The organism is Enterococcus sp. PLH-Efm8, assembly GCF_053011625.1.
In genome coordinates this window covers 2,591,700-2,605,111 of sequence record NZ_CP172568.1, presented here as the reverse complement: position 1 = coordinate 2,605,111, position 13,412 = coordinate 2,591,700, and the positions used below count along the sequence as shown (strand labels likewise).

At 40.4% G+C, this 13,412-nt stretch carries 13 protein-coding genes; all 13 read left to right on the top strand.

Annotated elements, in window-relative coordinates; genetic code table 11:
* The first annotated feature begins 13 nt into the window (after nucleotides 1–13).
* The 13 genes from ACIFUW_RS12815 (at nucleotide 14) to ACIFUW_RS12755 (ending at nucleotide 13,258) form a co-directional block, all read left to right on the top strand.
* Complete coding sequence (locus ACIFUW_RS12815; RefSeq protein WP_002305541.1) at nucleotides 14–904, top strand: YicC/YloC family endoribonuclease; 891 nt, start codon at nucleotides 14–16, stop codon at nucleotides 902–904.
* Between the two features lie 17 nt (nucleotides 905–921).
* Nucleotides 922–1,206, top strand: a complete 285-nt coding sequence (locus ACIFUW_RS12810; RefSeq protein WP_002287356.1) for a hypothetical protein — start codon at nucleotides 922–924, stop codon at nucleotides 1,204–1,206.
* A 486-nt stretch (nucleotides 1,207–1,692) separates the two neighbouring features.
* A complete protein-coding gene (gene gmk, locus ACIFUW_RS12805) occupies nucleotides 1,693–2,307 on the top strand; it encodes a guanylate kinase (protein WP_002303641.1) in 615 nt (204 codons plus the stop codon).
* 4 nt (nucleotides 2,308–2,311) lie between these two features.
* Nucleotides 2,312–2,617, top strand: coding sequence for a DNA-directed RNA polymerase subunit omega (gene rpoZ, locus ACIFUW_RS12800; RefSeq protein WP_002287365.1), 306 nt, complete (start codon nucleotides 2,312–2,314; stop codon nucleotides 2,615–2,617).
* A gap of 252 nt (nucleotides 2,618–2,869) precedes the next feature.
* Entirely contained in the window at nucleotides 2,870–5,278 is a 2,409-nt protein-coding gene (priA, locus tag ACIFUW_RS12795; RefSeq protein ID WP_002287367.1) for a primosomal protein N', read from the top strand.
* A gap of 14 nt (nucleotides 5,279–5,292) precedes the next feature.
* Complete coding sequence (gene def / locus ACIFUW_RS12790; RefSeq protein ID WP_002287369.1) at nucleotides 5,293–5,784, top strand: peptide deformylase; 492 nt, start codon at nucleotides 5,293–5,295, stop codon at nucleotides 5,782–5,784.
* Entirely contained in the window at nucleotides 5,777–6,715 is a 939-nt protein-coding gene (gene fmt, locus ACIFUW_RS12785) for a methionyl-tRNA formyltransferase (RefSeq protein ID WP_002303642.1), read from the top strand. Before def ends, fmt begins: the two co-directional genes overlap by 8 nt.
* Complete coding sequence (gene rsmB, locus ACIFUW_RS12780; protein WP_002305546.1) at nucleotides 6,715–8,073, top strand: 16S rRNA (cytosine(967)-C(5))-methyltransferase RsmB; 1,359 nt, start codon at nucleotides 6,715–6,717, stop codon at nucleotides 8,071–8,073. Before fmt ends, rsmB begins: the two co-directional genes overlap by 1 nt.
* A 12-nt stretch (nucleotides 8,074–8,085) precedes the next feature.
* Nucleotides 8,086–8,826: a Stp1/IreP family PP2C-type Ser/Thr phosphatase gene (locus ACIFUW_RS12775; protein ID WP_002287376.1), complete on the top strand. Its 741-nt coding sequence runs from the start codon at nucleotides 8,086–8,088 to the stop codon at nucleotides 8,824–8,826.
* Nucleotides 8,823–10,892, top strand: coding sequence for a Stk1 family PASTA domain-containing Ser/Thr kinase (pknB, locus tag ACIFUW_RS12770; RefSeq protein WP_002287377.1), 2,070 nt, complete (start codon nucleotides 8,823–8,825; stop codon nucleotides 10,890–10,892). The genes ACIFUW_RS12775 and pknB overlap by 4 nt, the downstream gene beginning before the upstream one ends.
* A gap of 164 nt (nucleotides 10,893–11,056) precedes the next feature.
* Nucleotides 11,057–11,956, top strand: coding sequence for a ribosome small subunit-dependent GTPase A (gene rsgA, locus ACIFUW_RS12765; RefSeq protein WP_002287379.1), 900 nt, complete (start codon nucleotides 11,057–11,059; stop codon nucleotides 11,954–11,956).
* 12 nt (nucleotides 11,957–11,968) lie between these two features.
* Entirely contained in the window at nucleotides 11,969–12,619 is a 651-nt protein-coding gene (gene rpe, locus ACIFUW_RS12760; RefSeq protein ID WP_002303644.1) for a ribulose-phosphate 3-epimerase, read from the top strand.
* Nucleotides 12,620–13,258 carry a thiamine diphosphokinase gene (locus ACIFUW_RS12755; protein ID WP_002287382.1) on the top strand — a complete coding sequence of 213 codons (639 nt, stop codon included), beginning with the start codon at nucleotides 12,620–12,622 and terminating at the stop codon, nucleotides 13,256–13,258.
* The last annotated feature ends 154 nt before the right edge of the window (nucleotides 13,259–13,412 follow it).

Sequence of the window (13,412 nt, the reverse complement as noted above, 5' to 3'; positions counted from 1 at the left end):
AGGACCCTGTCGAATGAAAAGTATGACTGGTTTTGGCAAAGCCATCCGCGAAACAAAAGCGTATCAGTTAGATATTGAAATAAAAAGTGTCAACCAGCGTTTTCTAGATGTTCAAATACGAAGTCCTAAAATCCTGAACTTTGTTGAAAACGATTTTCGTCAGCTTATTAAACAGCAGTTAAGCCGCGGTCGAATCGAAGTATTTGTGAATCTAGCTTATATTGGCAAAAACGAAAAACAGATCGTCATCAACTGGGAATTGATTGATTCACTTATCACTCAATTGACAGACGGAATTCAACAACGATACGGTAGTCAAAATCAAGTGTCAATTAGTCGGATGGCGGAACGCTTCGTGCTGGACGAAAACTTCGTAACGGTAGAAGAAAAACCGGAAGAGAGCATGGAAGAATTGGCACAGTTAGCTCTAGATACATTGAAAAGCGCACTTGATTCTATTGAGGCGAGTCGAGAAAAAGAAGGTCAAGCTTTAGCTTTAGTGTTGAAAAAGAATACTGAAGAATTCAAAGAAGTACTAAAAAAACTCGATAGTTTTGTAGAAATCTATGAAAAGGAATTTCAAATAAGGTATCAAAAAAAGCTGGAGGAATTTCTTGGAGCGAAAGTCGATGAGCAACGGTTGTTGACGGAGCTAGCCATCTTGTTGGAACGCGGAGATATTCACGAGGAACTGGATCGTCTGGCGATCCATGTACAAAAACTAGATGAACTTATCGAAGCACAATGTCCTGTAGGTCGGGAATTAGATTTCCTGATCCAAGAAATGAATCGGGAAATCAACACGATCGGTTCCAAATCAAATGCAATCGAAATTAAAAATCAAGTCGTCCAGTCTAAGACGATCTTAGAAAAAATCAGAGAACAAGTACAAAATATTGAATGACGAAAGAGGTAGAGATAATGAAATATTATGACGTAACGTTCCACGAATTAAGTGGAAAAACTGTGGTTAAACGGGATATCCCTTCTGAAAAAAACGGCTTTGACGTATGGAAAGATGCCTGTGCAGACTATAATGAGAACGAACTGTTTATTTTGATCAACGACGGTGCTTACGTGACGATGAATCGGAAATTTATTGTTCGAATTGACACAGAAGAGGTAGAAGATCCGACAGAAAAAGCACGTTCTCGAAAAGATGAGATCATGGGTGTAGTGAATACTTTGTCCAATATGGGCTTTTAGCAAGGATGCTGAACAAAGAAATACAATAAATAAACAGAATTGGATTTCTTCGCTTAGCTTCTTTGCTCTAGGAATACATTTAAAGGTTGTGACAAAATTCGTGTCACAATCTTTTTTTATTTTGAATAAGTGATGTTCAAAAACCATTTTCTCGGTATTAAGCCAAATTTATGCAAAAATGTGAGAAACTATTTTCACAAAATTTTTCTTCATACTCGAAACTAATCGGCTTCTTCACGACCTCTTATACACGGCGTTCAAAAGCTTGCATCTGCGATAATAACCCCAACCAAACGAAAAACATGAGAAGCTGTTTATGTTTGGCTGTTCTTATTACTTGATGCAGGACAGCTTTTTTACGACCTCTTGGTACAGGGTAGCTTTTTTACCAATTTCTAGCTATAATTAAAGATAACCTTGAAAGTTGCAGAAAAAAAGTGCAAAATAAACGATAAGTACAAAAAGACTAGTTGAAAGGACGTCGTCATGTCAGAGCGTGGATTATTAATCGTGTTGTCTGGTCCATCCGGTGTAGGAAAAGGCACAGTACGAAAAGCAATTTTTGAGAGTGAGGATAATGATTTTCAGTATTCGATCTCAATGACTACCCGTAAAATGCGTGAAGGGGAGGTCGAAGGCGTTGATTATTTCTTCCGAAGCAAAGAAGAGTTTGAATCAATGATCGAAGCTGGAGAGATGCTGGAATACGCAGAATATGTCGGGAATTATTATGGAACTCCTTTGTCATATGTCAACAAGACATTGGATGAAGGAAAAGATGTTTTCTTGGAGATTGAAGTCCAAGGAGCAAAACAAGTCAAAGAAAAAGTGCCCGATGGTGTATTCATCTTTTTGACTCCGCCAGATTTAGCGGAATTAAAATCACGGATCGTAGGCCGAGGAACAGATGCAGATGAAGTAATCGAAAAACGAATGAAAGTTGCAAAAGAAGAAATCGAAATGATGGCTCTTTACGACTATGCTGTTGTAAATGATGAAGTGCCGCTAGCAGTTGAACGAATCAAAAACATTATTGCCAGTGAACATTTTCGAGTAGATCGCGTAATCGGTAAATATATTAAAATGTTAAAGGAGATGTAGTCTTATGATGTTAAAACCTTCAATTGACTCACTATTAGATCGTGTAAATTCAAAATATTCTCTAGTGATTTTAGCAAGTAAACGCGCGCATGAATTGGATGCAAGTGCACAGCCTACTCTAGATTCTTTTGATTCAGTAAAAAGCGTCGGTCAAGCTTTAGAAGAAATCGATGCAGGAAATGTAGTCAATGATCCACATCCTGAATTAAAACGTGAACGTTTGAAGATGGAAGAAGAGGAACGTCAAGCACAAAAAGAGCGTGAACAACACGAATTGGAATCACGTATCCGTGAAGAGCAAAAAATGTAATAAAGAAAAATAGAGCGAACATCTAAAAAGAAAAGCAAACCCAGCTGTTTCCTTTTCAAACATTCGCCACTTATTGTCTGGTAGAAAAGGCTGTGTCTGAACTTTTTGACACAGTTCTTTTTTTTCTTATCTGCTGTTAATTTTTTGTTAGGATTTGGCAGAAGATAAGACAAATCCATCGATCTCTAGTAAAATAGGCAAGGAACTTTTTGTCGCTTGATAAGAAAAGACAAAAAAAGGAGGAAACGAACCATGACATTAACAGCTGAAGTCATTGTGGACGTACCTACTATGCAGACCGATCAGCCATTCACTTATTTGGTTCCCTCTGAAATGGAAACAGCTTTGCAAGTCGGGATGCGAGTAGAAGTCCCTTTTGGTAATGGCAATCGTCATGTCCAAGGATTTGTTATGGCTATCCAAAAATCAGAAGAATCAGCTAATCCATCTTTGAAGGCAGTTATTCGTTTGCTAGACCTTGCTCCGGTGGTCAATGAAGAATTACTTTCATTAGCTGATTATATGAAAAAAATTACTTACGCATTCAAAATCACTTGTCTACAAACGATGCTTCCGAGTGTGATGAAAGCAGAATATGATAAATTGATCTATCCTTTGGCAGACACACCAGAAGTTCAGGTATTGTTTGATCAGCGAGAAGTGATTTCCTGGAAGGAAGCAGAAGAAGAAGGCAGCCTTTCTCAATTGATTCGCTGGCGCCAAGAGCAATTAGTAGATATCAAATATGAAGTCCATACACGAAATAAAGTAAAAACGATTCGTTTGGTCCGTTCTTTGTTAACTGAAAAGCAAATCGAAGAAGAATGGGCAAAATTACGGCAAAATGCCAAGAAACAAAAAGAACTTCTTTTGTGTTTATCTGAACTGAGCCAAGAAGAACCAATTGCTTATTTCAAAAATAAAGGAATCAGTACTGCTGTCTTGAATCAAGGAAAAGAAAAGGGCTGGCTGGAGTTTATAGAATCAGAACGTTATCGCGACCCTTATAAAGACCGAGTATTTGACCAAACGACGGCATTGGAACTGAATGCAGAACAAAAAAATGCTGTCGAACAAATCATCACAGCAGGTCAGCAGCAAAAAGATCAGGTCTTTTTGCTGGAGGGAATCACTGGCAGCGGGAAAACAGAAGTATATCTTCAGGCAATCGCTGATGTTTTGTCAGAAAATAAAACGGCTATTATGTTAGTGCCTGAAATCGCATTGACTCCGCAAATGGTCGAGCGATTCAAAGGACGCTTCGGAGAATCAGTTGCGGTCTTACATAGCGGACTTTCCCAAGGTGAAAAATATGATGAATGGCGCAAGATTGAGCGGGAAGAAGCGCAAGTAGTAGTAGGCGCACGATCTGCTATTTTTGCCCCGCTGAAAAATATCGGGCTGATCATTATCGATGAAGAACATGAATCAAGTTACAAACAAGATGAGACACCGCGTTATCATGCGAGAGATCTAGCAATTTGGCGCAGTAAATATCATCATTGCCCAATAGTTCTAGGAAGCGCGACGCCCTCTTTAGAATCAAGAGCACGAGCTCAAAAAGGCGTTTATCAGTTATTGCAGTTAAACCACCGAGCCAAAGCAGCTGCACAGCTTCCAGCTATTGAGATCGTAGATATGCGTGAAGAGTTTCAGAATCATCGGACCTCTACTTTTTCTGCTAATTTGCAGGAAAAAATACAAAATCGATTAGACAAAAAAGAACAAACTGTCCTACTGCTCAATCGTCGAGGATATTCGTCTTTTGTGATGTGTAGGGACTGTGGATTTGTTCTTCCATGTCCTAATTGCGATATCTCTCTTACACTGCATATGGATACACGTTCAATGCGCTGCCATTATTGCGGACATGAAGAACCTATTCCCAATCGCTGTCCTAATTGTGGCGGCAATAAAATCCGCTACTATGGAACAGGTACTCAAAAAGTAGAAGAGGAACTCCGAGAACTTTATCCGCAAGCTAGGATTTTGCGTATGGATGTAGATACCACTCGAAGAAAAGGGGCACACGAACAGATTTTACAAAAATTCGGTGCAAAAGAAGCAGATATATTATTAGGGACACAAATGATTGCTAAAGGTTTGGACTTTCCAGAAGTGACATTAGTTGGGGTGTTGAATGCTGATACCTCCCTGAATTTACCGGATTTTCGTTCTAGTGAGCATACATTCCAATTGCTTACCCAAGTTTCAGGACGAGCAGGGCGAGCGGAAAAAGCAGGCGAAGTCGTGATCCAAACATTCAATCCTCAACATTACGCCATAGAATTGGCTAAAAAACAAAATTATGAGCAGTTTTATCAGCAGGAAATGCATGTACGGCATCGTGGAGGCTATCCTCCTTATTACTTTACTGTGAAAATAACCGCCAGCCATCCTGAAGAACAAGTAGCGGCAAAGAAAATCTTTCAGATTGCCAATCAGCTAAAAGAAGTGTTAAGCCCTCAAAGCTTGCTATTAGGGCCAACGCCCAGCATGATTTTGAGAGTGAAAAACCGATATTATTATCAACTAATCATCAAATATAAACATGAACCGAATCTTCCTCATGTTTTGGATGAAATTTTGAATGGAAGCCAGAAAGAACAGCGACAAGGTCTTTTTGTGGCAATTGACAACGAACCATTAAACTTTATTTAAGAAAGGGCCAAATTATGCGCTATCCTATATTGATCCACCCTAATGATAAATTAAAAAGAACTGCTCAGCCAATCGATGTAATCACGGACGAGACAATCGCTTTATTAGACAATTTATATGAGACAATGATTGCGAATGACGGAATAGGGATCGCTGCTCCTCAAGTAGGACAAAACAAGAGAATTGCTGTGATCGAAGTAGATGAAGGCGAGAAATTTGAACTGATTAACCCAGAAATCATCGAAGCAAAAGGTGAAAGCCTTGACGTAGAAGGTTGTCTCAGTATTCCGCATGTCTATGGAACGGTCAAGCGAGCAGATGAAGTGACCGTGCGTTATTATGATCGAGACGGAGAAGAGATAGAAGTGACGGCTTTTGGCTATTTAGCCCGTGCCTTCCAGCATGAAATCGATCACTTAGACGGTATCTTGTTCATTGAGAAAATGATACAGCAGATCCCGGAAGAAGAACTTGAAGAATATATGGAGGAACATCTTGATGACTAAGCTAGTATTTATGGGCACACCTGCTTTTTCTGTGCCGATTCTTGAAGGGCTGATAGAATCAGGTTACGAGATCCAGGCAGTGGTAACACAGCCCGACCGTCCAGTTGGGCGGAAACGAGTAATTACGCCGACACCGGTAAAAAAAGCGGCTCTGAAGCACGGTATCCGTGTGCTGCAGCCAGAGAAAATCTCCGGTTCGCCAGAAATGGAAGAAATCATTGAATTGGTGCCTGATGTGATCGTCACTGCGGCATTTGGCCAATTCTTGCCTGAAAAGTTATTGCAAGTACCAAAATTAGGGGCAATCAATGTCCATGCTTCTTTACTTCCTAAATATCGGGGAGGTGCGCCTGTTCATTATGCCATCATGAATGGGGAGAAAGAAACTGGTGTAACGATCATGGAAATGATCAAAAAAATGGATGCAGGCGGAATCTATGCGCAAGAAAGCATACCAATCACTAAACAAGATGATGTAGGGACGATGTTTGAAAAGCTTAGCCTTTTAGGAAGAAAGCTATTGCTAGAAACATTGCCCAATATTTTGGATGGACAAAAACCAGTACCTCAAGACGAGTCAGAAGCAACTTTTTCGCCAAACATCACACGGGAACAAGAAGCAATCGATTGGCATAAAACTGCAGAAGAAATTGACAACCAAGTACGCGGAATGCGTCCTTGGCCAATTGCATTCACGACCTATGAGGGCATACGCTGGAAATTATTATCGGTTGAAGTATTGGCAGAAACTACAGACAAAGCACCTGGTACGATCATCCGGAAAGACAAAAAAAATCTATGGATTGCTTGCGGTAAACAGACCGTCTTAGCCATCAATGAATTACAGCCAGCTGGTAAAGGAAAACAGGCCGTACATGATTTCCTTAACGGAAGCGGTCAGCAAGTTCAGATTGGTCAGCAGGTGAAATAATGAAAAAAATTCCTAAAAAAATGAAAAAATCAGTACGATATATGGCATTACTGACATTAGAGCGAGTGAACAAGGGTGGCGCCTACTCGAATCTTTTGTTGAATGAGATGATCAAACAAAGCGAGCTAAATCAAAAAGATGTGGGTTTATTTACAGAATTGATCTATGGTACGATTAGCCATCAGCGACTATTGGAATTTTACGTTGCACCATTGATCGCTAAAGCAAAAAAAGTGGATGACTGGGTCAAGATGCTTCTTTATCTTTCTGTATACCAATTAGAATTTTTAGATAAAGTCCCTGCACATGCTATTTTAAACGAGGCGGTCGAAATCGCAAAAGTAAAAGGAAATCCTGGGACAGGGAAATTTGTAAATGGTGTCTTGAGGAATTATCAGCGTCAAGGAGCACCAGATCTGCAAGGCATTGCTGATCCTATCGAAAGACTTTCTGTCAAAATCAGCCTGCCTCTATGGATGACGAAACGACTGGTGGATCAAATCGGATACGAAGAAACTGAAAAGCTCGGTTTATCGCTATATCAGCCTAGCCATGCTAGTGCCCGAGTAGATACACGCCGACTTTCCAGAGATCAGGCCATCACTGTTTTGCAAGAAGAAGAGATCACAGCTGAAAAAAGCCAAGTCAGTCCATACGGTATAGTAGCGAAAAAAGGGCATTTAGCTTCTAGCTCATTGTTCCACGATGGCGTCATGACGATCCAAGATGAAAGTTCGATGCTTGTAGCGCCGTCTATGCAAATCGAGCCTGAACATCATGTCTTAGATGCCTGTGCAGCACCCGGAGGTAAGACGACGCATATTGCTTCTTTTTTAGATCCGTCATGCGGTGGAGAAGTGGTCGCTTTAGATGTACACGAACACAAAGTCAAACTCATTGAAGATAATGCAGCACGTCTAGGTGTCTCTTCTGCTGTCTACGCTCAAAAGATGGATGCTAGAGAAGTCAGTAAACAGTTCGAAGCAGAGCAGTTTGATCGGATTTTAGTAGACGCGCCTTGTTCAGGTCTTGGGCTGCTTCGGCGAAAACCAGATATTCGTTATAAAAAACAGCCGGATGAATTAGCGAATTTACCAAAAATCCAATTGGAAATTTTAGAAAGCTGCGCACCAACTTTAAAGTCTTCCGGTATTCTGACTTATAGCACTTGTACGATCTTAAAAGAAGAAAACCAAGACGTTGTTTCTGCTTTCTTGGAAAGACACCCTGATTTTGAGAGGATTGATGTTTTGACCAATCCTATGCTACAATCATCAATCGAAGAGAAAATGTTGACTTTGTATCCGCATCAGTTTTACACAGATGGATTTTTCATTTGTTGTTTGCGCAAAAAGTAATGAGGTGAAAAAATGCAGATTGAATATCAATCAGATGTAGGAAGACGACGTAACACAAATCAAGACTATGCCAGTGTATTTACCAGCCGTTCAGGTCTCAAGCTTGCTGTATTAGCAGACGGGATGGGTGGTCATCGTGCCGGAGACATTGCCAGTCAGATGGCGGTAACGAATCTAGGCGAAGCTTGGGAAAAACAAGAAGCTGTTGACGATGAAAAAATCGCCCAATGGTTCATTCAATCGATTCAAGAAGAAAATATGCTGATTTATCAGCGTGGACAAGAACAGCCGGAATATAACGGTATGGGAACAACAATCGTAGCGGCCGCTCTGTCAGATGACTGGTTCACGATTGCCAATGTTGGGGATAGCAGAGCTTATTTGATTCGTGAAGATAAAATCATGCAATTGACGGAGGATCATTCTTTAGTCAATGAACTAGTCAAATCAGGAGAAATCAGCGAAGAAATGGCAGTGAACCATCCAAGGAAAAATATTTTAACACGTTCTGTCGGCATGCCTGGAACAGTCGAAGTAGATGTTTCTACTCATCTTTGGCAACTAAAAGATCGACTGCTGTTATGTTCAGATGGCTTGACGAACATGCTGTCTGAAGAAGAAATAGGAACGATCATCAATCAAGAAGGCCCATTGTCTCATAAAGTAACTGAGCTGATTGATCGTGCCAATGAAGCAGGCGGAGCGGATAATATCACCGTTCTTCTTATCGAATATAAGGAGGACAGTGTATGATCGAGTTGGGCAAAAAATTAAATGGCCGTTATCAAATCACTGGAAATATCGGTAGCGGTGGTATGGCAAATGTATTTTTGGCGCACGATTTAATCTTGGATCGTGATGTAGCAGTTAAAGTCTTACGATTTGACTTTCAAAATGACCAGACTGCGATTCGACGATTTCAGAGAGAAGCTTTAGCAGCAACAGAACTCGTTCATCCAAACATTGTTAGTGTTTACGATGTTGGTGAAGAAGACAACATGCAGTATCTGGTGATGGAATACGTCAAAGGAATGGACTTGAAACGATATATCCAAACACATTATCCTGTTCCTTATGAAACAGCAGTAAATATTATGCAGCAGATCCTTTCTGCTATTTCTTTAGCTCATAACCATCAAATCATCCACCGAGATTTGAAACCCCAAAACGTACTGATCGATAATGAAGGTGTTGTAAAAATCACGGATTTCGGGATTGCTATCGCTTTATCTGAAACATCGATCACGCAGACGAATACGATGCTAGGATCTGTTCATTATCTGTCCCCTGAGCAGGCCAGAGGAAGTATGGCAACGAAGCAGTCAGATATTTATGCTTTAGGGATCATCCTTTATGAGATGTTGACGGGTAGCGTACCGTTTGATGGTGAATCTGCTGTAACAATTGCTTTAAAACATTTTCAAGATGATCTTCCATCTATAAAAGCACTTGATCCAAATGTGCCACAAGCACTGGAAAACGTGATTTTACGGGCAACGGCTAAAGAACCTGCAGACCGTTATAAGTCAGCCGAGGAAATGTCTGATGATCTTTCTACAGTATTATCACCAGCTCGTGCAAACGAAGAAAAATGGCAGCCTCATGTGATGGATAATGAAACAAAAGTTATCACACCCCTTACGGAAGATGCACCAATGCCTGATTCATTCAAATCTATGCCTCTGCCAAAAGACAAGCCAGAAAACGAAACCTTACCAGAGGAGGAAGAAGTTCTGCCTGATCCTAAAAAGAAAGGACAGAAAAAATGGTGGCTGATCCTATTAGCTATTCTTGCTGTTTTAGGAATCGGAACAGCTGTATTCTTTGCTTCTGGCGGGCGAGGAGAAGTTGTTGTTCCTGATGTTTCTGATCTTTCTGAAGCTTCTGCTAGAGAAACACTCGCAAAAGCGAAATTAGAAGTAGCAACAAAAACAGAAGAAATTGCAGATGACAAAATCGAAGAAGGTAATGTAGTGAAGACAGACCCGGCAGCGGGAACGACAGTCAAGCAAAAACGCGAAGTCACTCTGTATATTAGTAGCGGCACGAAAAAAATCAAATTAGATGATTACAGTGGTAAAAGTTATGAAGATGCCGAAGCAAGTTTGAAAGAATTAGGGTTTTCTGCTGACTTGATTCAAAAAGAAGAGGAATTCAGTTCAGAGGTAGAAAGCGGAATGATCATTTCGCAATCTCCATCAGAAGATACAGAAGTCGATCCTAAAACAGACACGATTACTTTCACAGTCAGCAAAGGACCAGAAACAGTGACTTTGAGTAGTCATGTAGGAGAAAACTACGAAACTGTTCGTAATTGGCTTGTTACACAAGGATTCAATATCAATAATATTAGTGCTACTTATGACTATAGCGACACTGTACCATCAGGTTCGATCATCAGTCAGGATCCAGCCTCGGGTGAAGTTGTAGCAGAAGAAACTTACATCAATTTTGTCGTAAGCCAAGGAACAGAGCCTAAATTGAATGATATCTCCGGCTATACAAAAAGCGAAGCACAAAGTTATTTAGCTAGTGTCGGTGCAGAATATATCGGGCATGAGACTTCCGAATATTCAAACACGGTGGATAAAGATAAAGTGATTCGTACAGTACCAGGGGCAGGAACGACAATTACCAAAGGAATGGTTGTGAACGTAATTTACTCTAAAGGACCAGATCCAGCGTCTTCTAGTTCTGAAAAAGACTCTTCAGACAGTTCTAGCAGCTCAAGTAGCTCCAGTAGCACAAGCAACTCTTCAAAAGAAGAATCTTCCAGCTCCACAAGTTCATCAGCTAGCACCTCAGAAAGTTCAAAATAAGTGCTGAATAAAATATATCAGAAGGGAATGCGACATTGATTTGTTGCATTCTCTTTTTTGTGTTTCTATCTCTTTTGATCAATTTTCAAGCCATATACTTTGAGAAGTTTGCATGGAATAACACCTACTTTCCTCTTCGTATGGTAAAATAAACAAAAACGGAGGTGGCACTTATCAAAGGACAAATCAGAAAAGCAATCAGCGGTTTTTACTATGTATACGCAAACGGAGAGACCTATCAAACAAGAGGAAGAGGAAATTTCCGGAATCGGAAAATCACGCCGCTTGTCGGAGATCAGGTGATCTTTGAGAGTGAAAATCAAACAGACGGCTATCTTCTGGAAATCTTGCCGAGAAAAAATCAATTAGTTCGCCCACCAGTCACAAATGTTGATCTTGGAATCATTGTCACAAGTATCGTAGAGCCTGCATTTTCTTATAATCTACTTGACCGCTTTCTAGTTACCTTGGAATACGAGTCGATCGAACCGATTATTTTTTTGACAAAGACCGACTTGTCAGACGACCCAGAAAAAATCGAAGAGATCAAGCAAACCTATACTAAAATAGGCTATCCGGTGATTGTACCCAATCATACGGGTGATACGACAGAACTGATCCGTTACTTCCCAGAACGGCTATCGGTCTTTATGGGTCAGTCTGGAGCAGGAAAATCGACGCTACTGAATCAAATATCACCGGAACTGAATTTAGCAACAGGAGAGATTTCTGATGCACTTGGAAGAGGACGGCATACAACACGTCATGTGGAACTGATTCCTATCTATGGCGGGTTAGTAGCAGATACACCAGGATTTAGCTCGATTGACTTTTTGACAATTGAAGCAGGAGAACTGCCGAGACAATTTCCTGAATTTGTAGAAGCTTCTGTCCATTGCAAATTTAGAGAGTGCATGCATGCTAAAGAACCTGGCTGCGAAGTAAAACATAGAGTAGAAACAGGTGGTATCGCACAGACACGTTACGACAATTATTTGCAATTCTTACAAGAAATCGAAAAAAGAAAACCAATGTATGCAAAAAAAGAAGGTAAACGAAAATAGGAGGAAACAAGAATGAAGATAGCACCATCCATTTTGAGTGCAGATTTTGCCAATTTACAAAGAGACATTGAGTTAGTGGAAAAAGGAGGCGCAGATTACATCCACGTAGATGTAATGGATGGCCGATTTGTCCCAAATATCACATTAGGGCCAAATATTGTTCAGGCAATCCGTCCTGTTACTAAATTACCGTTAGACGTCCATCTGATGATCGTTGATCCAGAAAACTACATTCCAGCATTTGCAAAAGCTGGAGCAGATATCATTACTGTCCACGTCGAAGCAACTCCTCATATTCATCGGGCACTTCAAATGACAAAAAGCTTAGGAGTTAAAGCTGGAGTAGTTATCAATCCAGGAACACCAGTCTCCATGATCAAACATGTTTTGCCTTTGGCTGATCAAGTACTAGTCATGACTGTCAATCCTGGGTTCGGCGGACAAAGCTTTATTGAAGAAACAGTAGAAAAAATTACGGAACTCGCTGATCTACGTAGAGAGAACAATTGGACTTATGCAATCGAAGTAGATGGCGGAATCGTTCCAGAAACAGCAAAAATCTGTAAAGATGCAGGGGCGGATGTCTTCGTTGCAGGATCATATATCTATGGAGCCGAAAATCCAGTCGGACAAATCGAACGATTAAAAGAGGCATTAGACTAAATGAAAATTTTATTAGCTGCTGGAGGTAATCCGCAAAACTGGCCGCAGTCTCTGCTGTCCAAATACGATGCCTATGTCGGGATAGACCGTGGTGCGCTGTACCTGCTTCAAGCAGGCTACCCAGTAGATCTGGCAGTGGGTGATTTTGATTCATTGTCGAACGAAGAGCAGAAGGAAGTATTTGCAAAAGCCAAAGAGTATACCCGTTCCCCTGCAGAAAAAGACGATACAGATACACAGTTAGGTATCTTAAAAACATTTGAACGTTACCCGCAAGCGGAAGTCACTTTGATTGGAGCTACGGGCGGAAGATTGGATCATCTTTTAGCCAATCTCTGGTTAGGTATGGAACCTCGCTTCAAACCCTTTGCCCATCAGCTTATTATCAGAGATTGTCAAAATTATTTGTCTTATTATTTGCCTGGAGAGCATATAGTAAGACAGATACCAGATATGAAGTATTTAGCTTATTGCTGCTTGACTCCCGTCTCGAATCTTACATTAAAAGGCAGCAAGTATGTATTGGAAAATAAAGAAGTAGAATATCCGACATCTTATGCAAGTAACGAATTTCTTTCAGATACCGCAGAATTTTCTTTTTCAGATGGTATGATTGCAGTTATTCAAAGCAAAGATTGATCCATAAACAAATAAAAAAATTTGTCTTTCAGGCTAAAAATGACAGAATCTATTATTTGCTAAAAAAAAGCTTAAGAGGAGCAACTTACCTTTTGTTTCACGGCATTTAGTGATAAAATTGAACACAAGAGTCTAATTAATTCGAGGTGTCTTT